This window comes from Streptomyces sp. NPDC037054 (assembly GCF_055606745.1).
In genome coordinates, this window is the sequence record NZ_JBVJSJ010000018.1 from 15,101 (window position 1) to 37,660 (window position 22,560).

Consider the following 22,560-nt stretch of genomic DNA (forward strand, 5'->3'; position numbering starts at 1 on the left):
ACCCGGGCGCTCAGCCCCCGTACGCCCCGGACGCCGTCAGCCGCAGTGCCGTGTCGATCAGGGGCACGTGGCTGAAGGCCTGCGGGAAGTTGCCGACCTGGCGCTTGAGGCGCGGGTCCCACTCCTCCGCCAGCAGACCGAGGTCGTTGCGCAGCGACAGCAGCTTCTCGAACAGCTTCCGCGCCTCGTCCACGCGGCCGATCATCGCCAGGTCGTCGGCCATCCAGAACGAGCAGGCGAGGAACGCGCCCTCGTCGCCGGGCAGCCCGTCGACGCCCGCGTGGTCGCCCTCGGTCGGGTAGCGCAGGATGAAGCCGTCCGTCGTGGACAGCTCCCGCTGGATCGCCTCGATGGTGCCGATGACGCGCTTGTCGTCCGGCGGCAGGAAACCCATCTGCGGGATCAGCAGCAGCGAGGCGTCCAGTTCCTTCGAGCCGTACGACTGCGTGAACGTGTTGCGTTCCTTGTCGTAGCCCTTCTCGCAGACGTCCCGGTGGATGTCGTCGCGCAGCTGCTTCCACTCCTCCAGCGGGCCGTCGGCGTCGCCGGACTCGATCAGCTTGATGGTGCGGTCGACGGCCACCCAGGCCATCACCTTGGAGTGCACGAAGTGGCGGCGCGGACCGCGCACCTCCCAGATGCCCTCGTCCGGTTCCTGCCAGTGCTTCTCCAGGTAGCGGATCAGCTTCAGCTGGAGCAGCGAGGCGTAGTCGTTGCGGGCCAGGCCCGTCATGTGGGCCAGGTGCAGCGCCTCGGTGACCTCGCCGTACACGTCCAGCTGGAGCTGGTGCGCGGCGCCGTTGCCGACCCGGACCGGCGCGGAGTTCTCGTAGCCGGGCAGCCAGTCCAGCTCCGCCTCGCCGAGCTCGCGCTCACCGGCGATGCCGTACATGATCTGCAGGTTCTCCGGGTCGCCCGCCACCGCGCGCAGCAGCCACTCGCGCCAGGCGCGGGCCTCCTCGCGGTAGCCGGTGCGCAGCAGCGACGACAGCGTGATCGCCGCGTCCCGCAGCCATGTGTAGCGGTAGTCCCAGTTGCGCACGCCGCCGATGTCCTCCGGCAGGGAGGTGGTGGGCGCGGCGACGATGCCGCCGGTCGGCGCGTACGTCAGCGCCTTCAGCGTGATCAGGGAGCGGACGACGGCCTCGCGGTAGGGGCCGTGGTACGTACAGTGCTCGACCCACTCGCGCCAGAAGTCCTCCGTCGCCTCCAGCGACTGCTCGGGCTCCGGCAGCGGCGGCGGCTCCTTGTGCGAGGGCTGCCAGGAGATGGTGAACGCGATCCGGTCGCCCGGCGCCACCGTGAAGTCCGAGTACGTCGTGAGCGACTTCCCGTAGGTCTCCGTCGGTGTGTCGAACCACACGGAGTCCGGGCCGGCCACGGCGACCGTGCGCCCCTCGTGCTTGTGGACCCACGGCACGACCCGCCCGTAGGAGAACCGCATCCGCAGCGCCGAGCGCATCTTCACCCGGCCCGAGACGCCCTCCACGATGCGGATCAGCTGCGGGGCGCCGTCACGCGGGGGCATGAAGTCGGTGACGCGGACCGTGCCGCGCCCGGTGTCCCACTCCGACTCCAGGATCAGCGAGTCGCCGCGGTAGCTGCGCCGGGCGGCCGTGGGGGGCTCCTCGTCCGGCGCGTGCGCGGGCCCGAGGCGCCAGAACCCGTGTTCCTCGGTGCCCAGCAGACCGGCGAAGATGGCGTGCGAGTCGAAGCGGGGCAGGCACAGCCAGTCGACCGTGCCGTCCCGGCAGACCAGGGCGGCGGTCTGCATGTCTCCGATGAGTGCGTAGTCTTCGATGCGCCCGGCCACGTGCAACTCCAGTCGAACGGCCACGTCGCCCCGCAAGGGGGCTGTCGCTGATGCGGTCAAGGGGTCGTTGTAAAACGTCGTTGAGCGACGAAGCAAAGCAGTCGCCCCGCTGTGTGGCAAAACGACAATTCCTGCTCAACGAACTGACGAGCTCTCGTTGTTCCGGGGCTCACGGACGGGGGGTGGTGCCGTTTTGCCGGCCGGGCTCGGCAGCGATGTCCGAGCAGGATACGACGCACGTAGATGATCCGTGTGCCGCTCTCGGCAACGCGACTCATCCGAACGGGTGAGCCACGGGTGAGAAATCGCCCGGTGACGCGCATACGTGTCGGACCGTGCGCGCAGCGTGGCCGGACGCCATCGGTGCCGGTCGCTGTTACCCTGGTAGCCCGTGGACCGGTGGGCGAGAAACCCCGGAACCGCAACCCAGACCGCGACCACGGGAGCCCCCTCTTGGCCATGCCGCCCCCTGCTTTTCGATCCAACGCAGCCTCGACGACCAAGCACATCTTCGTCACTGGGGGTGTCGCCTCCTCGCTCGGCAAGGGCCTCACGGCCTCCAGCCTCGGCATGCTGCTCAAGGCCCGCGGCCTGCGCGTCGTCATGCAGAAGCTCGATCCGTACCTGAACGTCGATCCGGGCACGATGAACCCCTTCCAGCACGGTGAGGTGTTCGTCACGAACGACGGTGCGGAGACCGACCTCGACATCGGACACTACGAGCGCTTCCTCGACCGTGACTTGGACGGCACCGCCAATGTCACTACAGGACAGGTGTACTCGACGGTCATCGCCAAGGAGCGGCGCGGCGAGTACCTGGGCGACACCGTGCAGGTCATCCCGCACATCACCAACGAGATCAAGCACCGCATCCGCCGCATGGCGACCGACGAGGTCGACGTCGTCATCACCGAGGTGGGCGGCACGGTCGGCGACATCGAGTCGCTGCCCTTCCTGGAAACCGTCCGCCAGGTGCGGCACGAGGTCGGCCGGGACAACGTGTTCGTCGTCCACATCTCCCTCCTGCCCTACATCGGGCCGTCGGGCGAGCTGAAGACGAAGCCCACCCAGCACTCGGTCGCCGCCCTGCGCAACATCGGTATCCAGCCGGACGCCATCGTGCTGCGCTGCGACCGCGAGGTCCCCACCGCCATCAAGCGCAAGATCTCGCTGATGTGCGACGTCGACGAGGCAGCCGTGGTCGCCTGCCCCGACGCCCGCTCGATCTACGACATCCCGAAGGTGGTGCACGCCGAGGGCCTCGACGCCTACGTCGTGCGCAAGCTGGACCTGCCCTTCCGCGACGTCGACTGGACCACGTGGGACGACCTGCTGGACCGCGTCCACAACCCGGACCACGAGATCACCCTGGCCCTGGTCGGCAAGTACATCGACCTGCCGGACGCCTACCTGTCGGTGACCGAGGCGCTGCGCGCCGGCGGCTTCGCCAACAAGGCCCGCGTGAAGATCAAGTGGGTCACGTCCGACGACTGCAAGACCCCGGCCGGCGCCAAGGCCCAGCTGGAGGACGTCGACGGCATCTGCATCCCCGGCGGCTTCGGCGACCGCGGCGTGCTCGGCAAGGTCGGCGCGATCCAGTACGCCCGCGAGAACAAGATCCCGCTGCTCGGCCTGTGCCTGGGCCTGCAGTGCATCGTGATCGAGGCTGCCCGCAACCTGGTGGGCATCGCGGACGCCAACTCCACCGAGTTCGACCCGGCCACCGCCCACCCGGTCATCTCCACCATGGCCGAGCAGCTCGACATCGTGGCCGGCGAGGGCGACATGGGCGGCACCATGCGGCTCGGCATGTACCCGGCCAAGCTGGCCGAGGGCTCGATCGTGCGCGAGGTGTACGACGGCAAGGAGTACGTCGAGGAGCGCCACCGGCACCGCTACGAGGTGAACAACGCCTACCGCTCCGAGCTGGAGAAGCAGGCGGGCATCCTGTTCTCGGGAACCTCGCCGGACGGCAAGCTCGTCGAGTACGTGGAGTACCCGCGCGAGGTGCACCCGTACCTGGTCGCCACGCAGGCGCACCCCGAGCTGCGGTCCCGTCCGACGCGACCGCACCCGCTGTTCGCCGGCCTGGTGAAGGCGGCCGTCGAGCGGCAGCAGGGCAAGTAGCACGTCAGTTGTACGGTGGCCGGGGCGCGCGTGTTCACGAGGTGCGCACCCGGCCGCCGTACGTGTGGAAGGACATTGTGGGCATGACGATCAAGGACATTGCCGCCGAGTGGGAGATCCGGGCGACGGACACCCCCTTCGTGGGCAACAAGACCTCCGTCCGCACGGACGACGTGGTCATGCCCGACGGCACGGTCGTCACCCGTGACTACCAGGTCCACCCCGGCTCGGTCGCCGTCCTCGCCCTCGACGAGGCGGACCGCGTCGTGGTGCTGCGCCAGTACCGCCACCCGGTGCGGCACAAGCTGTGGGAGATCCCGGCCGGGCTGCTGGACATCCCCGGTGAGAACCCGCTGCACGCCGCCCAGCGCGAGCTGTACGAGGAGGCGCACGTCAAGGCCGAGGACTGGCGCGTCCTGACCGACGTGTACACCACGCCCGGCGGCTGCGACGAGGCCGTGCGGATCTTCCTCGCGCGCGGACTGTCCGAGGCCGAGGGCGAGCGGTTCGAGGTCGAGGACGAAGAGGCCGACATGGAGCTGGCGCGGGTGCCCCTGGAGGAACTCGTCCGCGGCGTGCTGGCCGGCGAACTGCACAACAACTGCCTCGTCGTCGGCGTGCTGTCGCTGGTGGCCGCGCGGGCCGGCGACGGGCTCGAGGCCCTGCGCCCGGCGGAGGCGCCCTGGCCGGCGCGCCCCTTCGAAGCCTGAACTCCCGCGCCGCGGGCGGACCCTCCCGGTCCGCCCGCCCCCCGCACACGTCTCGCGGTGTGACGATCGGCTGATCCGATCGAGGGACGTGTCCGCCGCGCTCCACACGGTTCGTCGCAGAGCGTGAACTAGGCTCTGGAAAGGCCCGATCCGGAGTTTCCCGGCGGGCGCCGGTGTGCGGTAGGACGGGAGTGTGGCCCGTGACGGATCAGGCAGTGGACACAGGCGGCGCGCAGCTGTCCTCAGACGCTGCTGCGGAGGGCCTCTTCCTGGGCCGTACACGGGAGTTGAAGGAGCTGCGCGCCGACATCGAGCGTGCCGGCCTCGACACCCTCTCCGGCCGGAAGGCGCCCCGCGCGCGCGTCCTGCTCATCGCCGGCCGGCCCGGCTCGGGCCGCACGGCACTCGCCGAGGAACTCGTCCGGCAGGTTGCACAGCGTTACCCGGACGGGGTGCTGCGCGCCCGCCTCAGCGATCCCGACGGCACGCCCGTGCCCACCGGCCGCACCGCCCGTGAACTCCTCGCCGCCCTCGACGTGACCGCCCCGCCCGGCGCGGACGACGACGACCTCACCGCGGCCCTGCGCGACGCCCTCGCCGACCGCAGGGCGCTGCTGCTGCTCGACGACGCGGCCGACGCCGAACAGGTCGACGCGCTGCTCCCGGACAGCCCGGACTGCCTGGCCGTCGCCGTCGCCGAGGGCCCGCTGACCGGCATCGCCGACGTCCGGCCCTGCACGCTCGGCGGCCTCGACACCAAGTCGGCCGTGGAACTGCTGTCCCGGCACACCGGCTCGGTCCGCGTCACCGTCGACCCGCGCGCCGCCGAGGACCTGGTCGAGGTCTGCCAGGCCCACCCCGCCGCGCTGATGCTGGCCGGGGGCTGGCTCGCCGCCCGCCCCAAGGCGGCCGTCGCCGACCTCGCCAAGCAACTGCACGCCGAGGGCGACGAGGGCACCCCCCTCGCCCGCGTCTTCCGGCTCACCTACGGCGCGCTGCCCGGCCCCGCCGCCCGGATACTGCGACTGCTCAGCCTGGCCCCGGCCGGCCTGGTCGACCCGCACACGGCCTCCGCGCTGGCCGGCTGCTCCGTCGGCGGCGCCCGCACGACCCTGGACGACTTCGTCGCCCTCGGCCTGCTGCGGGCCGTGGACTCGCCGGAACCGCAGTACGAGGTGCCGGGCTGCCTGCACCCGCTGCTGAGCGCCCTCACCGAGGCCCACGACCGCCCGGCGGAGATCCTGCTGGCCCGCGCCCGCATGCTGGAGCGGACGGTACGGCTGCTGCAGTCCTGCCGCGCCATCACCGAGACCGACAGCCCGCAGGCCCGCGAGAAGCTGCTCGGCATGCCGCGCTCGCTGCGCTTCCCCACGCCCCGCGCGGCGGCCGACTGGCTGAGCCTGCGCCGCCCCGCCCTGCTCGCCTCGGCCCGCCTCGCGGTCGCCGACGGGGAGCTGGACACGCTGGCCCGGCGCCTGATGTCCCAGCTGGTCCGCGCCATGGTCGCGCACTTCGGCACGGAGGCCTCGGCCGCCGACCTGTACGGGGTGCACCGGCTGGTCCTCGACGTCGCCGAGCGCCGCGACCTGCCCCGCGAGAAGGCGGCCGCGCTGCTGAACCTCGGCGACCTCGACGCCCGTACCGGCCGCACCGCCGAGGCCCTCGCGCGCTACCGGGCGGCCCTTGACGCCGGACGCGCCGCCGACGACCCGTACGCCACCGGTCGCGCCATGGAGTCCGTCGGCGGGGCCCATCTGGAGCTCGGGGACTACGACCGGGCCGCCGACTGGTTCGGGCGCGCCCTGGCCCAGCGGCTCGCCCGGGACGAGCGCGCCGAGGCCGCCCGGCTGTACGGCCGCATCGGCACCGCGCACACCTACGCCGGCCGTTACGGCGAGGCCATGCGGCAGTGGCGGGCGGCCGTGGCCGGCTACCGAAGGACCGGCGACGTGCCCGCGTACGCCCGGGCGCTGAGCGAGCTGGGGCGGGTGCAGGAGTACGCGGGGCGCTTCGAGGAGTCGCTGCGCACCTGCGAGGAGGCCGTCGAGTGGGCGCGCCGCGCCGAGGACGTGCGGTTGCAGGCCGCACTGCACCTCAGGCTCGCCGACACCCTGGAGCGGCTGGGCGACCCCGCCGCCGCCCGGCTGCACCGCGGCGCCGCGGAGCGGATGCTGGGAGAGGAGCTCCAGGAGAGCGAGCCGGAGCCGGAGCGGGAGGCGCCCCCCGTGGTGCCGGAGGTCGCCGCGGACCCCGTGGCCGAGTCGGCGGCCGCGGCTTCCGCGGCCGTCGAGGAGACCCCTCCCGCGCCGCAAACGCGGGCATCCGGGCCGAAACAGCAGGCCCGGGAGCCGAAACAGGGAGCTAATGCCTGCGAAATCCGCAGTGCATCCGCTGAAGATTGATGCAATGAAAGGCTAGACAGCGGGAACACCTTCATTAGACTGGCTCTGCCGCACGTTCTCCTGCGGTCTCTCCCGGTGTGCCCGTGCACGTCCGGGTATGTCATGCGATACCCCCTGTCCCCAGAGCCAAGGACCGTGATCGACGTGAAGGTCGGCATCCCCCGCGAGGTCAAGAACAACGAGTTCCGGGTGGCCATCACCCCCGCCGGCGTGCACGAGCTGGTGCGCCACGGACACGAGGTCGTCATCGAGCACGGTGCCGGCACCGGCTCCTCGATCACGGACGACGAGTACGTCGCCGCCGGCGCGCAGATCCTCGGCGCCGCCGACGAGGTCTGGGCCGCCGCCGACCTGCTGCTGAAGGTCAAGGAGCCCATCGCCGAGGAGTACCACCGCCTCCGCAAGGACCAGACGCTCTTCACGTACCTGCACCTGGCCGCCTCCAAGGAGTGCACGGACGCCCTGCTGGAGTCCGGCACCACCGCGATCGCCTACGAGACGGTCGAACTGCCCAGCCGCGCGCTGCCGCTGCTCGCCCCGATGTCCGAGGTCGCGGGCCGGCTGGCCCCGCAGGTCGGCGCCTACCACCTGATGCGCGCCAACGGCGGCCGCGGCGTGCTGCCCGGCGGTGTCCCGGGCGTCACCCCGGCCAAGGCCGTCGTCATCGGCGGCGGCGTGTCCGGCTGGAACGCCACGCAGATCGCCGTCGGCATGGGCTTCGACGTGACCCTGCTCGACCGCGACATCAACAAGCTGCGCGAGGCCGACAAGATCTTCGGGACGAAGGTCAAGGCCGTCATGTCCAACGCCTTCGAGCTGGAGAAGGCCGTCCTGGACGCCGACCTCGTCATCGGCGCGGTGCTCATCCCGGGCGCCAAGGCCCCGAAGCTGGTCACCAACGAGATGGTGTCCCGCATGAAGCCCGGAAGTGTCCTTGTCGACATCGCGATCGACCAGGGCGGCTGCTTCGAGGACTCCCGGCCCACCACGCACGCCGAGCCGACCTTCCCGGTGCACGACTCGGTCTTCTACTGCGTCGCCAACATGCCCGGCGCGGTGCCCAACACCTCCACCAACGCCCTCACCAACGCGACGCTGCCGTACATCGTCTCCCTCGCGAACAACGGCTGGGTCGAGGCGCTGCGCCGTGACCCGGCGCTCGCCAAGGGCCTCAACACCCATGACGGCAAGGTCGTTTACAAGGAGGTCGCCGAGGCGCACGGCCTGGAGCACGTCGAGCTGGACTCCCTGCTCGGCTGACCCGACCGGCCGACCGACCCGTTCAAGTCATCAAGGGGTAAAGGCGATACGTCAACACGCGTCGTCAACCTCGTGCATCCGGCCGGACCTTGCCCGACAAGGTCCGGCCGGATGTGTGTATGGTCACTTTGCGGCTCTCGGTCAACTCGCCTCGAACGTAACCCTTCGACCGATTCGCACACCGGCGAAACCTGCCGTGCGACGGCCGTACGCCCTTGACAGAGGGATGTTTCATTGCCGACACATCCGGCCGGGTCCGGCGGATTGTGTTGCTGCGGACGCCCGACACGCCATAGAGTCGCCAACCGTCGGCATGGTGCCACGCTGACCTGTCTAGAAGTTTCCTGGTCACCAAGGAGGTAAGACGACTTGTGAATGAGTCGACATTTACTCCCGGGGGTGGTCAACCAGGAATGCCTGCACGGGACCAGGGTCCCGCGGGGTTCGAGGCTGTCGGCTCCGTCGCAGTACGCACCTTCGCAGCCCACCGGAGTCACCAGACGACAGGGGTGACTCAGCCAGCACACCAGAGCATGGATGGCCATCACGTGAACGCCATGGCCGGCGACGGAAGTGGCGCGCCCCACAACCATTTCGCCGCCTACGACGAACTGCCCGAGGGGCACTTCTACGACCCCGACGCCGAGTACGAGCCCGATCCGGAGTACGCGGCGACGCTCGCGCCCGACGCGGCCCGTCAGCGCCGTGAGCGCATCGGCCCGACCGGACGCCCGCTGCCGTACTTCCCGATCCCGGGCCCGCTGACCGACCACGGCCCCGCGAAGATCATCGCGATGTGCAACCAGAAGGGCGGCGTCGGCAAGACGACGTCGACCATCAACCTGGGTGCCGCGCTCGCGGAATACGGACGCCGGGTGCTCCTCGTCGACTTCGACCCGCAGGGCGCGCTGTCCGTCGGACTCGGCGTCAACCCCATGGAGCTCGACCTCACCGTCTACAACCTGCTCATGGAGCGGGGGATGGCGGCCGACGAGGTGCTGCTGAAGACGGCGGTCCCGAACATGGACCTGCTGCCCAGCAACATCGACCTGTCGGCGGCCGAGGTCCAGCTGGTCTCCGAGGTCGCCCGCGAGTCGACGCTGCAGCGGGCCCTGAAGCCGCTGCTGCCCGACTACGACTACATCGTGATCGACTGTCAGCCCTCGCTCGGCCTGCTCACGGTCAACGCCCTGACGGCCGCGCACAAGGTGATCGTGCCGCTGGAGTGCGAGTTCTTCGCGCTGCGCGGCGTGGCCCTGCTGACGGAGACCATCGAGAAGGTCCAGGAGCGGCTCAACCCGGAGCTGGAACTCGACGGGATCCTCGCCACGATGTACGACTCGCGCACGGTGCACAGCCGTGAGGTCCTCGCGCGCGTCGTCGAGGCGTTCGACGACCACGTCTACCACACGGTCATCGGGCGTACGGTCCGCTTCCCGGAGACCACGGTCGCCGGTGAGCCGATCACCACGTACGCCTCCAACTCCGTCGGTGCCGCCGCCTACCGCCAGCTCGCCAGGGAGGTGCTCGCCCGGTGTCACGCCGAGTGAGTCTGCCCGGGGCCGACGAACTCTTCCGTACGACAGGGGGGATGGCGCTCCAGGCGTCCAGTCCCCGGCGCCAGGCGGGCGGTGAGCCCCGGGTGCCCTCTCCCGCGGGGGAGAGCGATCCGGCGGCGTCCGCCGAGGACGCGCCCCAGTCGGTGCCCGCGCAGGGCGGCGACGGGTCCGGCCCGGAGCACGTCGCGGCGGGCGCGGAACCGGCCGACGCGGAGTCGCGCAGCCGGTCCGGCGCCGCCGGGGCCGCGCGGCGCCAGGGGGCGGCGGACGACGCCGCCGCCGCTCCGCGCAAGCGGGGCCGGGCCGCCGCGCGGCGGCCCAGCGGCCGGGAGCGGCACGACGAGAAGATCACCGTGTACGTGTCCGCCGAGGAGCTCATGGACCTGGAGCACGCGCGTCTGGTGCTGCGCGGAGAGCACGGGCTGGCCGTCGACCGCGGGCGGATCGTCCGGGAGGCGGTCGCGGTGGTCCTCGCCGATCTGGAGACCCGCGGGGACGCCAGCATCCTCGTACGACGGCTGCGCGGGCGGTAGCGGTAGCCTGCGGGGGTCATGACCTCGAACGACGTTCCCGCCCCCGCCCCCGCCCCCGGCGCGCCCGCCGGCCGGCGGCGTGCGCTGGGGCGGGGACCGGGGGCTCCGCCGGTCGAGCCCGTGCCGTTGGTCCAGCGGGAGCAGGTTCAGCGGGAGCAGGCCGAGCCCGAGCGTCTCGGGCCCGAGGGCGTCGAGCCTGTGGGGCTCCCTGAGCCTCCCGAGCCGGTCGCCGTCGAGCCGGTCGGCGCCGACGCGGAGCCGCCCGCGGCCGGCGAGGACGCCGCCAGTGGGGACGCCCCGGGTGACGACGGTGTCTTCAAGGTGCGGCTCGCGAACTTCGAGGGGCCCTTCGACCTGCTGCTCCAGCTGATCGCCAAGCACAAGCTGGACGTCACCGAGGTCGCCCTGTCCAAGGTGACCGACGAGTTCATGGCGCACATCCGGTCCATGGGGCCTGACTGGGACCTGGACGAGACGACCGAGTTCCTCGTCGTCGCCGCCACGCTGCTCGACCTGAAGGCCGCCCGGCTGCTGCCCGCCGCCGAGGTGGAGGACGAGGCCGACCTGGCCCTGCTGGAGGCCCGCGACCTGCTGTTCGCGAGGCTCCTGCAGTACCGCGCGTACAAGCAGATCGCCGACATCTTCAGCGGGCGCCTGGACGCCGAGGCCCGGCGCCACCCCCGTACCGTCGGACTCGAACCGCACCACGCCGAGCTGCTGCCCGAGGTCGTCATCAGCATCGGCCCCGAGGGCTTCGCCCGGCTCGCCGTCAAGGCGATGCAGCCGAAGCCGAAGCCGCAGGTGTACGTCGACCACATCCACGCGCCGCTGGTCAGCGTGCAGGAGCAGGCCGGGATCGTCGTCGCGCGGCTCAAGGAGCTCGGCGAGGCGAGCTTCCGGGCGCTGGTCGAGGACACCGACGACACCCTGACCGTCGTCGCCCGCTTCCTCGCGCTGCTGGAGCTGTACCGCGAGAAGGCCGTCGCGCTGGAGCAGGAGACCGCCCTCGGCGATCTGCTCGTGCGCTGGACCGGCGGCGACGGGGACGAGACGCCGACCGTGACGGACGAGTTCGACCGTCCGCCCGAGCCGCCCAAGGAGGACAAGGCGTGAGCGAGGAGACCACCGAGCGTCCGGCGGGTCCGCGGACCGTCGCCGACCTCGCACTCAAGCCCGCCCTGGAGGCGGTCCTCATGGTCGTGGACGAACCCGCGACCGAGGAGCACCTCGCGAAGATACTGGAGCGCTCCAGGCGGCAGGTCGCGGACGCGCTGCGCGAGCTGGCCGACGAGTACACCGTGCAGGGCCGCGGCTTCGAGCTGCGGCTCGTCGCGGGCGGCTGGCGCTTCTACACCCGGCCCGAGTACGCGCCGGCCGTCGAGGGCTTCGTCCTGGACGGCCAGCAGGCCCGGCTCACCCAGGCCGCGCTGGAGACCCTCGCGGTCGTCGCCTACCGGCAGCCGGTCAGCCGCAGCAGGGTCTCCGCCGTGCGCGGAGTGAACTGCGACGGCGTCATGCGCACCCTCCTGCAGCGGGGTCTGATCGAGGAGGCGGGCACGGAACCCGAAACAGGTGCGATCCTGTACAGGACGACGAACTACTTCCTGGAGCGGATGGGCCTGCGTGGTCTGGACGAGCTCCCGGAGCTCGCGCCCTTCCTCCCGGAGGCGGAGGCGATCGAGGCCGAGACCCAGGAAGGCGTACCGTCGTTCGACCCGGACGCCCCGGAACCGGACGACGGTCCCACGACGATTACGACGACGACGGACATTTGATGCGAAGCAGCGGCAGCGGCAAGAGCGGCGGACGCGGTAACCACCGCGGCGCCGGCAACGACAGGGACCAGAAGCAGGGGCAGGGCCGCCCCCGCAAGCCCCGCCCCGAGGAGCGCCGCTACGACGTGGGCCCCGGGGCCACCAAGGACGGCCCCAAGGCCGGGCGCGGCGGCGCGGCCCGCGGCGGCGCCAAGGGCGGACCCAAGCAGCCCCAGCAGCAGAGCGGGCGCGGCCGTACCGCCCCGGCGCGGCCCCGCGAGTACGAGACGCGGCTGGAGGAGCGCAACCGCGAGCGGTACGCCGGGAAGAAGGACGTCAAGCTCCCCAAGACGTTCCCCGGCGCCGAGCAGGAGGGCGAGCGGCTCCAGAAGGTCCTCGCGCGCGCGGGCTACGGCTCCCGGCGTGCCTGCGAGGAGCTGATCGAGCAGGCCCGCGTCGAGATCAACGGCGAGATCGTGCTGGAGCAGGGCCGGCGGGTCGACCCGGAGAAGGACGAGATCAAGGTCGACGGGCTGACCGTCGCCACGCAGAGCTACCAGTTCTTCGCGCTGAACAAGCCCGCCGGTGTCGTCTCCACGATGGAGGACCCCGAGGGGCGGCAGTGCCTCGGCGACTACGTCACCAACCGTGAGACCCGGCTGTTCCACGTCGGCCGGCTCGACACGGAGACCGAGGGCGTCATCCTGCTCACCAACCACGGCGAGCTGGCGCACCGGCTGACACACCCCCGGTACGGCGTGAAGAAGACGTACCTCGCGCACATCGTGGGCCCGATCCCGCGCGACCTCGGCAAGCGCCTCAAGGACGGCATCCAGCTGGAGGACGGCTACGCGCGCGCGGACCACTTCCGGGTCGTGGAGCAGACCGGCAAGAACTACCTGGTCGAGGTCACCCTGCACGAGGGCCGCAAGCACATCGTGCGCCGCATGCTCGCGGAGGCCGGGTTCCCGGTCGACAAGCTGGTGCGCACCGCGTTCGGCCCGATCACGCTGGGCGACCAGAAGTCGGGCTGGCTGCGCCGCCTGTCCAACACCGAGGTCGGCATGCTGATGCAGGAAGTCGATCTGTAGGGGCCCCGAGGCCACGGATCCCCGAGGCCACGGATCCCCGAGGCCACGGGTCCACCAGTTCACGGTCCACCCGTCCACGGTCCACCAGTCCACGGGTTCACGGGTCTCGCCCCGTCCCGGCCGGTTCCGGAGTCGCTCCGGGGCCGGCCGGTTCGTTTTCCGGCGGGCGGGTTGTGGGAGCCGCCGAGCACATTTATAGTCGTTCTGACTATTAGTGGTGTCGACCCGGAGGGGGTGGCGGCCGTGACCGTGCCGCAGGGCTACGACAAGTACGCCTACGAACCCTTCGCCGTGACCGTCGACCTCGCCGTGCTCACCGTCCGCGCGGACGCCCTGCACGTCCTGCTCGTCGAGCGGGGCCAGGAGCCCTACGCCGGACACTGGGCGCTGCCCGGCGGATTCGTCGAACCCGACGAGTCCGCGGAGACCGCCGCCCGGCGCGAACTCGCCGAGGAGACCGGCCTGTCCGACGTCACCGGGCTGCACCTGGAGCAGCTGCGCACCTACAGCGAACCCGGCCGCGACCCCCGTATGCGGGTCGTCTCGGTCGCCTTCGCCGCGCTGCTGCCCGATCCGCCCGAACCGCGCGGCGGCAGCGACGCGGCCGACGCCCGCTGGGTGCCGTACGACGACGCCCGGCCGCTGGCCTTCGACCACGACCGGATCCTCGCCGACGCGCACGAACGGGTCGGCGCCAAGCTGGAGTACACCTGCCTCGCCACCGCCTTCTGCCCGCCCGAGTTCACCCTCGGCGAGCTCCAGCGCGTGTACGAGACCGTGTGGGGCACCGCCCTCGACCGGCCCAACTTCCGCCGCAAGGTGCTCGCCACGCCCGGTTTCGTCGAACCGGTCCCGGGCGCCGCGCGCCTCACGGGTGGCCGCGGCAAACCCGCCGCGCTCTACCGCGCCGGCACCGCCACCACCCTGCACCCGCCCCTGCTCCGACCGTCCCGGGAAGGACGCCCCGCATGACCTCCACCACCGTCCGCAAGCGCGCCGCCACCGGAGCACTGATCGGCCTCGCCCTCGGGGACGCGCTCGGATTCCCGACCGAGTTCAACGACGTGCCGGCGATCCTCGCCAAGTGCGGGCCGTGGCGGGAGATGGCGCTGCCGACGCCCGCGATCGTCACCGACGACACGCAGATGACGCTCTCGCTCGGCAAGGGCCTGCGCACGGCGATGGACCGGGGCGTGCTCGGCCCGGAGCAACTGGAGCCGCCCGTGCGCGAGGAGTTCGTCGACTGGTACCGGTCGCCCGAGAACAACCGCGCGCCCGGCAACACCTGCCTGCGGGCGTGCTCGCTGCTCATGGCCGAGGACCGGCCCTGGCAGGACGCCAGCCAGATCCACTCCAAGGGCTGCGGCGCCAACATGCGCGTCGCGCCCGTCGGCCTCGCCCCCGGCCTGAGCGACGAACAGCGCGCGGGCGCCGCCCAGTTGCAGTCCGCCCTCACCCACGGCCACCCCACGGCGCTCGCCGCCTCCGACCTCACCGCCCACGCCGTGCACCTGCTCGCCCGGGGCGCCGAACCGACCGGCCTCATCGGCCTCCTGCGCTCCTACGCCCTGGACAACCGCACCCGCTACCACCACGACTGGCTCGGCGACCTGTGGACCCGGGACCAGGACGCCGGCCCCGAGCAGTTCATCGCGCGCGGCTGGGACGAGTGCCTGGCCGTCCTCGACCGGCTCCAGGACGCCGTGCGCACCGCCTCGCCCGAGACCGACCCGTGCCTGGCCACCGGCGCCGGCTGGATCGCGGAGGAGGCCCTGGCGACCGGGCTGCTGTGCTTCCTGATGTTCGTCGACGAACCCCTCACCGCGCTGCGCCGCGCGGCCTGCTCCTCCGGCGACTCCGACTCCATCGCCTGCCTCGCCGGCGCCTTCGCGGGCGCCCACCTCGGCGCGGACGCCTGGCCGTCGGCGTGGGCGGACCGCATCGAGTACCGGGGCGACCTGATCACCCTCGGGGCGCTCTGGGACGCCTGAACCGGCCCTGTCGGCCCTACCGGGCCGGCTGGAGGGCGGCGAGGGCTGACGTACGGCGGGCGCGGATCAGGAAGTCCTCGACCCGGCGCCGGTCCGGTTCCGGTGGGAGGGGGCTGCGGGGCAGGGCTTCGTCCGCCTCCCGGGCCAGGTGGTTCATCCGCGTCTCCACCTCGGCCCAGGACACCTCGCCGCGCTTCACGGCCAGCAGAGGCTCGCGTGCCTCGCCGACGTTCACGGTGAGAGCGCCCGTGCGCAGCAGGTCGCGGCAGCTCGTCAGGAGGCGCAGGAGGTGCATGGCGTGCTTCCAGCGGGGGGCGCCGTGGGTGCGGACGTCGGCCTCCAGCTTGCGGCGCTGGCCCACGGCGTACCGGGTGAACGTCTCGTGGACCCGGCGGGACAGGAACGCCCCGCGCAGCTCCAGCAGCTCGCGGCCGGTGGCGTCGGCGTACTCCACGAACGGGGAGTGCAGGCACTCCAGGACGTTCGGGTTCGCGCGCAGCGCCAGCTCGCAGAAGCGCTCCAGCTCCCAGCTGAACTGCTCCTCGGCCGGGCCCTCGACATGCGTCGGCGGCTTGTCGAAGCGCCAGAACAGCTCGGTGGGCGCGAGGAACACGCCGCGGCGGTCGGTGTCGCTGCCCTCCGTCGCCAGACCGAAGGCACGCGACCCCGTCACACAGGCGTAGACCGTGTGCTCGCGCACCAGTGTCTCGGGCGTCGTCGGATGCATGCCCCGGAGCGTACGCGGGGCCGTCACGCCAGGCGGATCGAATTTCCCTCCACCGTGATCCGCTCGGCGGGCAGCGCGCGCGTCGCCGGGCCCTTCTCGACCGCGCCGTCGGCGACCCGGAACCTGCTGCCGTGACAGGCGCAGTTGATGGTGCCGTCCGACACGCTCGCCACCGTGCAGGACTGGCGGGTGCAGACCGCCGAGAACGCCTTGAACTCGCCCTCCTGCGGCTGCGTCACCACCACCTTCTCGTCCTTGAAGATCTTGCCGCCGCCGACCGGGATGTCGCCGGTGGCGGCGAGTTCCCGGCCGCCCGCCGTGGCCTCGGGGGAGCGGGTGGCGGCACCGTCACCGTTCCCGCCCTCGTCACCGCCGCCGCAGCCCGCGGCCAGAGCCGCGGCTCCTGCCGCCAGAAGAACCGTTCGCCGGGTCGCGCTCTCGGCCATGTCGTCACTCCAGGTGCACGAGAAACGGGAGTACTCCGCTGAAAAGGGCACAGCGAAAACGAGCGTCTCACGAATTGGGCATCGCGGACCGGCGCGGACCCGGTGACTAGGCTGGACGGACGCACAGCCGAACGCACATCAGCGAGGAGCATCACCGTGGCGGTACGAGCGGTCCGGGGCGCCGTCCAACTGGAGCGGGACGAGGCCGGACACATGGACGAGCAGGTCGGTGCCCTGCTCACCGCCGTCCTCGAACGCAACGGACTGGGCCACGACGACCTGATCAGCATCTGGTTCACGGCCACGCCCGACCTGCACAGCGACTTCCCGGCCGCCGCCGCCCGCAAGCTCGGCATCGTCGACGTCCCCCTGATCTGCGCCCAGGAACTGGACGTCGAGGGCGCCATGCCCCGCGTCGTCCGGGTCCTCGCGCACATCGAGTCCGACCGGCCCCGCTCCGAGATCACCCACGTCTACCTCGGTGCCGCGGCCGCCCTGCGCAAGGACATCGCCCAGTGAGAACCGCACTCGTCATCGGCGCCGGGCTCATCGGCACCTCCGCCGCCCTCGCCCTGTCCGGGCGCGGTGTCGTCGTCCACCTCGCCGACCACGACCCGGAGCAGGCCCGCACGGCGGCGGCCCTCGGCGCCGGCACCGACGAGGCGCCGGAAGGCCCCGTCGACCTCGCGATCGTCGCGGCACCCCCCGCCCACGTGGCGGACGTCCTCGCCGACGCCATGCGGCGCGGCCTCGCCCGCGGCTACCTCGACGTCGCCAGCGTCAAGAGCGGCCCGCGCCGCGAACTGGAGGAACGCGGCCTCGACCTGTCCGCGTACGTCGGCAGTCACCCCATGTCCGGCCGGGAGAAGTCCGGGCCGCTCGCCGCGACCGCCGACCTCTTCGAGGGCCGCCCCTGGGTGCTGACCCCGACCCGGGACACCGACACCGAGGTGCTGAACCTCGCCCTGGAACTGGTCTCGCACTGCCGCGCCGTGCCCGTCGTGATGGACGCCGACGCCCACGACCGCGCCGTGGCCCTCGTCTCCCACATGCCCCACCTGGTGTCCAGCATGGTCGCCGCCCGGCTGGAGAACGCCGAGGAGGCCGCCGTACGGCTGTGCGGCCAGGGCATCCGCGACGTGACCAGGATCGCCGCCTCCGACCCCCGGATGTGGATCGACATCCTCTCCGCGAACCCGGGACCGGTCGCCGACCTCCTCACCGACGTCGCCGTGGACCTGGAGGAGGCCGTACGGGCGCTGCGCGCGCTGGAGTCCTCCGACGAGGACAAGCGCCGCGACGGCGCCGCCGGCATCGCGGACGTGCTGCGGCGCGGCAACGCCGGCCAGGTCAGGGTGCCGGGCAAGCACGGCTCCGCCCCGCGCGCCTACGAGGTCGTGGCCGTGCTCATCGACGACCAGCCCGGACAGCTCGCCCGCATCTTCGCGGACGCCGGACGGGCCGGCGTCAACATCGAGGACGTGCGCATCGAGCACGCGACGGGACAGCAGGCCGGCCTCGTGCAGCTCATGGTCGAGCCGAAGGCGGCGCCCCTGCTGGCGGCGGCGCTGCGGGAGCGGGGCTGGGCGCTGCGGCAGTAGGCGCCCGGGGGCCGTGGGGGCCGTGGGCGTGGACCGGGGGGCCACTCGTACGCAGTAACCTTGTCCGGGGCCCCTCCGCCCCCGCCCACCACCCAGGACCAGGAAAGGTGCCCCCACAGTGGAACGCGCCGCAGTGATTGTCGCCATCGACGGCCCCTCCGGCACGGGCAAGTCGAGCACGTCGAAGGCCGTGGCCGCGCAGCTCGGCCTGTCCTACCTGGACACCGGCGCCCAGTACCGGGCGATCACGTGGTGGATGGTCAACAACGGCGTCGACATCGACGACCCGGCCGCGATCGCCGCCGTCGCCGACAAGGCGGACATCGTCTCCGGCACCGACCCGTCGAACCCGACGATCACCGTCGACGGCACCGACGTGGCAGGCCCGATCCGCACCCAGGAGGTCACCTCCAAGGTCAGCGCGGTCAGCGCCGTGCCCGAGGTGCGCGCCCGGATCACCGAGCTGCAGCGCTCCATCGCCCGGTCCGCCGAGCGGGGCATCGTCGTCGAGGGGCGCGACATCGGCACGACCGTCCTGCCGGACGCCGACCTGAAGATCTTCCTCACCGCCTCCCCGGAGGCGCGCGCCGCCCGCCGCAGCGGCGAGCTGAAGGGCGCCGACGTCAACGCCACCCGCGAGGCCCTGATCAAGCGGGACGCGGCCGACTCCAGCCGCAAGACCTCGCCGCTGGCCAAGGCGGACGACGCGGTCGAGGTGGACACCACCGAGCTCACGCTCCAGCAGGTCATCGAGTGCGTCGTCACGCTCGTCGAGGAGAAGCGGGCCGCGAAGTGACGGCTGCCTCCGAGGCCCCGTCCGTGCGGGGCGCCGAGGTCGGTCGGCGGATCGGCGTCGGACTGATGTACGGGCTGTGGAAGCCGCGGGTGCTCGGCGCCTGGCGGGTGCCCGCGACCGGCCCGGTGATCCTCGCCGTCAACCACAGCCACATGATCGACGGGCCGATGGTCATGGGCGTGGCGCCCCGGCCGACGCACTTCCTGATCAAGAAGGAGGCGTTCGTCGGTCCGCTCGACCCCTTCCTGCTCGGCATCGGCCAGCTGAAGGTGGACCGCTCGACCGCCGACCGCGCCGCCGTCACCCGGGCGCTCGGCGTCCTCGCGGGCGGCGGCGTGCTGGGCATCTTCCCGGAGGGCACCCGCGGCGAGGGCGACTTCGCCGCGCTGCGCGCCGGGCTCGCGTACTTCGCCGTGCGCAGCGGGGCGCCGATCGTCCCGGTGGCCGTGCTGGGAAGCGCCGAGCGGCGCGGACGGCTGCTGAAGGGGCTGCCCCCGCTGCGCTCGCGCGTCGACGTCGTCTTCGGCGACCCCTTCGACGCGGGCGACGGCAGCGGACGGCGCACCCGCGCGGCACTGGACGCGGCGACCGAGCGCATCCAGAAGCAGCTCACCGCGCACCTGGAAAACGCCAGGCGGCTGACCGGCCGCCGGGCCACACTGAGTAGTGGATCAGACCGTTAGGAAACGGTCGGTTCCACCGATCACCACGATGAACGAGGTACGGACTTCATGAACGACCACATCCACTCCGAGGGCTCGGGCGAGGAGCACGACCACGGGGCGCTTGGCGATGCCGAGTACGCGGAGTTCATGGAGCTCGCCGCGGAAGAGGGCTTCGACCTCGAGGACGTCGAGGGCGCGATCGAGGCGGCCGGGCACGGCCCGCTGCCCGTGCTCGCCGTCGTCGGCCGCCCCAATGTCGGCAAGTCGACCCTGGTGAACCGCATCATCGGCCGCCGCGAGGCCGTCGTCGAGGACAAGCCCGGCGTCACCCGCGACCGCGTCACCTACGAGGCCGAGTGGGCGGGCCGCCGCTTCAAGGTCGTCGACACCGGCGGCTGGGAGCAGGACGTCCTCGGCATCGACGCCTCCGTGGCCGCGCAGGCCGAGTACGCCATCGAGGCCGCCGACGCCGTCGTCTTCGTCGTGGACGCCAAGGTCGGCGCGACCGACACCGACGAGGCGGTCGTCCGCCTGCTGCGCAAGGCCGGCAAGCCCGTCGTGCTGTGCGCCAACAAGGTCGACGGCCCGAGCGGCGAGGCCGACGCGGCCTACCTGTGGTCCCTGGGCCTCGGTGAGCCGTACCCGGTCTCCGCGCTGCACGGCCGCGGCACCGGCGACATGCTGGACAAGGTCCTGGAGGCCCTCCCGGAGGCCCCCGCGCAGACCTTCGGCACCGCCGTCGGCGGGCCGCGCCGCATCGCCCTGATCGGCCGCCCGAACGTCGGCAAGTCCTCGCTGCTGAACAAGGTCGCGGGCGAGGAGCGCGTCGTCGTCAACGAACTCGCCGGCACCACCCGCGACCCGGTCGACGAGCTGATCGAACTCGGCGGCGTCACCTGGAAGTTCGTCGACACCGCCGGCATCCGCAAGCGCGTCCACCTCCAGCAGGGCGCCGACTACTACGCCTCGCTGCGCACCGCCGCCGCCGTCGAGAAGGCCGAGGTGGCCGTCGTCCTGATCGACGCCTCCGAGTCCATCTCGGTGCAGGACCAGCGCATCCTCACCATGGCCGTCGAGGCGGGCCGCGCCCTCGTCCTCGCGTTCAACAAGTGGGACACCCTGGACGAGGAGCGCCGCTACTACCTGGAGCGGGAGATCGAGACCGAGCTGGGCCAGGTCGCGTGGGCGCCCCGGGTGAACGTCTCGGCGCGCACCGGCCGTCACATGGAGAAGCTCGTCCCGGCGATCGAGACGGCGCTGGAGGGCTGGGAGACCCGCGTCCCGACGGGCAGGCTGAACGCCTTCCTCGGCGAGCTCGTCGCCGCCCACCCGCACCCGGTGCGGGGCGGCAAGCAGCCGCGCATCCTGTTCGGCACGCAGGCCGGCACCAGGCCCCCGCGGTTCGTGCTGTTCGCCTCCGGCTTCATCGAGGCCGGCTACCGGCGCTTCATCGAGCGCCGGCTGCGCGAGGAGTTCGGCTTCGAGGGCACGCCGATCCACATCTCGGTGCGGGTGCGCGAGAAGCGCGGCAGGAAGAAGTGACCCACTGAGCACGGCGAAAGGGGCGGCCCTGGGAGGAAGCCGCCCCTTTCGCCGTGCCGTGCCCGGCCGGGCGTCACAGCCCGCGACGCGGGCCGGGCGGCAGGGCCGCCGGCACGTGGTGCGTCCCGGAGCCCTGCCGCTCGATCTGCCCGACGCGCTGCCACGGCGACAACTGGCCCGTGGTGTGGCGGGCGCTGTTCGCTCCGGCGCTGTAGGCGCTGTACGAGCCGCCGTGCGATCCCTGACCGGAGCCGCTCCAGGAGCCCGTACCGTGCGGGTTGTTCCCGAAGGCGGTGAAGCCCAGGTCCTCCTCGCCGCTGCGGTCGCCCGGCAGGGTGCGGAAGGACTTGACGTACTCGGCGTAGAGCTCGTCGTAGATCGGCGTGGCCGATGGGCCGCCCTGGGAGTCCCTGGCCGACCGCCCCGGGGGCAGCGGCTGATAGGACTGGCGGCGGGGAACGTCGTATGTGTGCACGTATGTCCAAACGACCCCGCCCGCCAAGGGATGCGGCTCCCGGACGGCTTTCGCAGGTCAACTGCCGCCGGGGGCGCGGCATCCGCTCAGGTGCCCGTCAGCGGCAGCGCCGCCGCGACCAGCCTGCCGTTCGCCGCGGCCTTGTCCAGCGCGTCGCGCAGCAGGTCCTCGCGCGGCTGGCGGCCGATGGACCCGACGGACGCCGCGAACATCAGCACCTGCTGGTGCTTGTTGGCGGCCGCCCGCCAGCCGTCGGTGACCAGCAGCGGCTGGTGCGCCTGCCACCAGGCCACCGACTGGCCGCCGTTCGGCCCCGGCTGGAGCACGGCGTGCAGCTGGCCCATGGCGAGCAGCACCGACCAGCCGTGCAGCACCGGCGGCACCGCCGACAGCTCGGTCACCGGCATGAAGCCCTGCTCGATGAGCAGCGGCAGGAAGTCGTCGCCGGAGCCCGTGGAGCCCGGCCGCACGATGGGCGTGGTCGGCTCGACCACCAGCGCCGGGTGCAACTCCCCGGCGATCAGCACCAGTCCGCTGGTCACGCCGAGGACCGCCTGCTCGGGCGCGGCCTGTTCGGGGCCGGCCTGACCGGGCACGGCCTGCTGCTGCGGGGCGGGCGCGCCGGCGCCGTCCCCGGTGATGGACTTCACGGCCCCCTGGAGCTGCTCCTCGGTGACCTGGACGACCTGCGAGGGCAGGCAGGTGGCGTGGGCGAAGGCGAGCACGGCGGTCTCGTCCCCGATGAACAGGACGGTGCTGGTGCGCTCCTGCTCCGAGTCTCCCGGAGTGCGGCAGGAGGTGCAGTCGTAACTGCCCGGGGCGGTGTCTCCGGCGAGCAGCCGGTCGGCTTCTTCGTCGCCGATCTCGGCGCGTACCTCGTCGCTGACGTCGAGCATGCGCGGCACGGGTGGCTCCCTCGGGATGCGGTGCGTGACGAGGCCGGGTGGCCCCCGGCCCGTGGTCCGGGTGGGTCCCCGGCTCATGAAGAAGACAACGGGTGAGCCGTGGGGGGAGTCACGCATCGGGGCGAACGGATACGGACCGTGCACGGCGCGGCGGGCCCCGGGC

21 protein-coding genes are annotated in these 22,560 nt (G+C 72.2%); 16 read left to right on the forward strand and 5 right to left on the reverse strand.

Annotated features, from left to right (window positions below; genetic code table 11):
• Window positions 1-10: 10 nt before the first annotated feature.
• Window positions 11-1,813, reverse strand: a complete 1,803-nt coding sequence (locus ACZ7D7_RS31755) for a glycoside hydrolase family 15 protein (RefSeq protein WP_470828828.1) — start codon at window positions 1,811-1,813, stop codon at window positions 11-13.
• A 459-nt stretch (window positions 1,814-2,272) separates the two neighbouring features.
• On the opposite strand from ACZ7D7_RS31755, the gene ACZ7D7_RS31760 reads away from it, so the two are divergent.
• The 11 genes from ACZ7D7_RS31760 (at window position 2,273) to ACZ7D7_RS31810 (ending at window position 15,240) form a co-directional block, all read left to right on the forward strand.
• Window positions 2,273-3,940, forward strand: a complete 1,668-nt coding sequence (locus ACZ7D7_RS31760) for a CTP synthase (RefSeq protein ID WP_470828982.1) — start codon at window positions 2,273-2,275, stop codon at window positions 3,938-3,940.
• A gap of 83 nt (window positions 3,941-4,023) precedes the next feature.
• A complete protein-coding gene (locus ACZ7D7_RS31765) occupies window positions 4,024-4,650 on the forward strand; it encodes an NUDIX domain-containing protein (RefSeq protein WP_470828830.1) in 627 nt (208 codons plus the stop codon).
• A gap of 200 nt (window positions 4,651-4,850) precedes the next feature.
• The gene (locus ACZ7D7_RS31770) at window positions 4,851-7,052 is read left to right on the forward strand and encodes a tetratricopeptide repeat protein (protein WP_470828831.1); all 2,202 of its coding nucleotides are present in this window, start codon (window positions 4,851-4,853) and stop codon (window positions 7,050-7,052) included.
• A 144-nt stretch (window positions 7,053-7,196) separates the two neighbouring features.
• Complete coding sequence (gene ald, locus ACZ7D7_RS31775) at window positions 7,197-8,312, forward strand: alanine dehydrogenase (RefSeq protein ID WP_470828984.1); 1,116 nt, start codon at window positions 7,197-7,199, stop codon at window positions 8,310-8,312.
• 413 nt (window positions 8,313-8,725) lie between these two features.
• Window positions 8,726-9,862: a ParA family protein gene (locus tag ACZ7D7_RS31780; protein WP_279550147.1), complete on the forward strand. Its 1,137-nt coding sequence runs from the start codon at window positions 8,726-8,728 to the stop codon at window positions 9,860-9,862.
• A complete protein-coding gene (locus ACZ7D7_RS31785) occupies window positions 9,847-10,404 on the forward strand; it encodes a hypothetical protein (RefSeq protein WP_470828832.1) in 558 nt (185 codons plus the stop codon). The genes ACZ7D7_RS31780 and ACZ7D7_RS31785 overlap by 16 nt, the downstream gene beginning before the upstream one ends.
• An 18-nt stretch (window positions 10,405-10,422) precedes the next feature.
• Window positions 10,423-11,517 (forward strand): segregation and condensation protein A, encoded by a 1,095-nt coding sequence (locus ACZ7D7_RS31790; RefSeq protein WP_470828833.1) that lies wholly within the window; start codon window positions 10,423-10,425, stop codon window positions 11,515-11,517.
• The gene (gene scpB / locus ACZ7D7_RS31795) at window positions 11,514-12,179 is read left to right on the forward strand and encodes an SMC-Scp complex subunit ScpB (RefSeq protein WP_470828835.1); all 666 of its coding nucleotides are present in this window, start codon (window positions 11,514-11,516) and stop codon (window positions 12,177-12,179) included. Before ACZ7D7_RS31790 ends, scpB begins: the two co-directional genes overlap by 4 nt.
• On the forward strand, window positions 12,179-13,249 hold the full coding sequence (locus ACZ7D7_RS31800) for a pseudouridine synthase (RefSeq protein ID WP_470828836.1): 1,071 nt from the start codon (window positions 12,179-12,181) through the stop codon (window positions 13,247-13,249). Before scpB ends, ACZ7D7_RS31800 begins: the two co-directional genes overlap by 1 nt.
• Before the next feature lie 243 nt (window positions 13,250-13,492).
• Window positions 13,493-14,221: an NUDIX hydrolase gene (locus ACZ7D7_RS31805; RefSeq protein WP_470828838.1), complete on the forward strand. Its 729-nt coding sequence runs from the start codon at window positions 13,493-13,495 to the stop codon at window positions 14,219-14,221.
• Complete coding sequence (locus ACZ7D7_RS31810) at window positions 14,218-15,240, forward strand: ADP-ribosylglycohydrolase family protein (RefSeq protein ID WP_470828839.1); 1,023 nt, start codon at window positions 14,218-14,220, stop codon at window positions 15,238-15,240. The genes ACZ7D7_RS31805 and ACZ7D7_RS31810 overlap by 4 nt, the downstream gene beginning before the upstream one ends.
• Before the next feature lie 16 nt (window positions 15,241-15,256).
• Here the strand turns inward: ACZ7D7_RS31810 and ACZ7D7_RS31815 are convergent, their stop codons facing one another.
• Together ACZ7D7_RS31815 and ACZ7D7_RS31820 are read right to left on the reverse strand one after the other, a co-directional pair.
• Window positions 15,257-15,967, reverse strand: a complete 711-nt coding sequence (locus tag ACZ7D7_RS31815) for a nucleotidyltransferase domain-containing protein (protein ID WP_470828840.1) — start codon at window positions 15,965-15,967, stop codon at window positions 15,257-15,259.
• 23 nt (window positions 15,968-15,990) lie between these two features.
• Window positions 15,991-16,413, reverse strand: coding sequence for a Rieske (2Fe-2S) protein (locus ACZ7D7_RS31820; RefSeq protein ID WP_470828841.1), 423 nt, complete (start codon window positions 16,411-16,413; stop codon window positions 15,991-15,993).
• Between the two features lie 156 nt (window positions 16,414-16,569).
• On the opposite strand from ACZ7D7_RS31820, the gene aroH reads away from it, so the two are divergent.
• From aroH to der, 5 genes are all read left to right on the forward strand, one after another.
• A complete protein-coding gene (gene aroH / locus ACZ7D7_RS31825) occupies window positions 16,570-16,932 on the forward strand; it encodes a chorismate mutase (protein ID WP_470828842.1) in 363 nt (120 codons plus the stop codon).
• Window positions 16,929-18,014: a prephenate dehydrogenase gene (locus ACZ7D7_RS31830; RefSeq protein WP_470828844.1), complete on the forward strand. Its 1,086-nt coding sequence runs from the start codon at window positions 16,929-16,931 to the stop codon at window positions 18,012-18,014. Before aroH ends, ACZ7D7_RS31830 begins: the two co-directional genes overlap by 4 nt.
• A gap of 118 nt (window positions 18,015-18,132) precedes the next feature.
• Window positions 18,133-18,810, forward strand: coding sequence for a (d)CMP kinase (cmk, locus tag ACZ7D7_RS31835; RefSeq protein WP_470828845.1), 678 nt, complete (start codon window positions 18,133-18,135; stop codon window positions 18,808-18,810).
• Window positions 18,768-19,493 carry a lysophospholipid acyltransferase family protein gene (locus tag ACZ7D7_RS31840; protein ID WP_470828846.1) on the forward strand — a complete coding sequence of 242 codons (726 nt, stop codon included), beginning with the start codon at window positions 18,768-18,770 and terminating at the stop codon, window positions 19,491-19,493. The genes cmk and ACZ7D7_RS31840 overlap by 43 nt, the downstream gene beginning before the upstream one ends.
• 48 nt (window positions 19,494-19,541) lie before the next feature.
• Window positions 19,542-21,017: a ribosome biogenesis GTPase Der gene (gene der, locus ACZ7D7_RS31845; protein WP_470828847.1), complete on the forward strand. Its 1,476-nt coding sequence runs from the start codon at window positions 19,542-19,544 to the stop codon at window positions 21,015-21,017.
• A gap of 73 nt (window positions 21,018-21,090) precedes the next feature.
• Here der and ACZ7D7_RS31850 read toward each other — a convergent pair whose 3' ends face one another.
• Together ACZ7D7_RS31850 and ACZ7D7_RS31855 are read right to left on the reverse strand one after the other, a co-directional pair.
• The gene (locus ACZ7D7_RS31850; RefSeq protein ID WP_470828849.1) at window positions 21,091-21,492 is read right to left on the reverse strand and encodes a hypothetical protein; all 402 of its coding nucleotides are present in this window, start codon (window positions 21,490-21,492) and stop codon (window positions 21,091-21,093) included.
• Between the two features lie 86 nt (window positions 21,493-21,578).
• Entirely contained in the window at window positions 21,579-22,397 is an 819-nt protein-coding gene (locus ACZ7D7_RS31855; RefSeq protein WP_470828850.1) for a hypothetical protein, read from the reverse strand.
• Between the last annotated feature and the right edge of the window lie 163 nt (window positions 22,398-22,560).

Bases quoted from the DNA above. Each gene is read 5' to 3' on its own strand.
- ACZ7D7_RS31760 (WP_470828982.1), top strand. From the start codon at position 2,273: ATGCCGCCCCCTGCTTTTCGATCCAACGCAGCCTCGACGACCAAGCAC.
- ACZ7D7_RS31765 (WP_470828830.1), top strand. From the start codon at position 4,024: ATGACGATCAAGGACATTGCCGCCGAGTGGGAGATCCGGGCGACGGAC.
- ACZ7D7_RS31780 (WP_279550147.1), top strand. From the start codon at position 8,726: ATGCCTGCACGGGACCAGGGTCCCGCGGGGTTCGAGGCTGTCGGCTCC.
- ACZ7D7_RS31790 (WP_470828833.1), top strand. From the start codon at position 10,423: ATGACCTCGAACGACGTTCCCGCCCCCGCCCCCGCCCCCGGCGCGCCC.
- ACZ7D7_RS31800 (WP_470828836.1), top strand. From the start codon at position 12,179: ATGCGAAGCAGCGGCAGCGGCAAGAGCGGCGGACGCGGTAACCACCGC.
- ACZ7D7_RS31810 (WP_470828839.1), top strand. From the start codon at position 14,218: ATGACCTCCACCACCGTCCGCAAGCGCGCCGCCACCGGAGCACTGATC.
- ACZ7D7_RS31815 (WP_470828840.1), bottom strand. From the start codon at position 15,967: ATGCATCCGACGACGCCCGAGACACTGGTGCGCGAGCACACGGTCTAC.
- ACZ7D7_RS31820 (WP_470828841.1), bottom strand. From the start codon at position 16,413: ATGGCCGAGAGCGCGACCCGGCGAACGGTTCTTCTGGCGGCAGGAGCC.
- der (WP_470828847.1), top strand. From the start codon at position 19,542: ATGAACGACCACATCCACTCCGAGGGCTCGGGCGAGGAGCACGACCAC.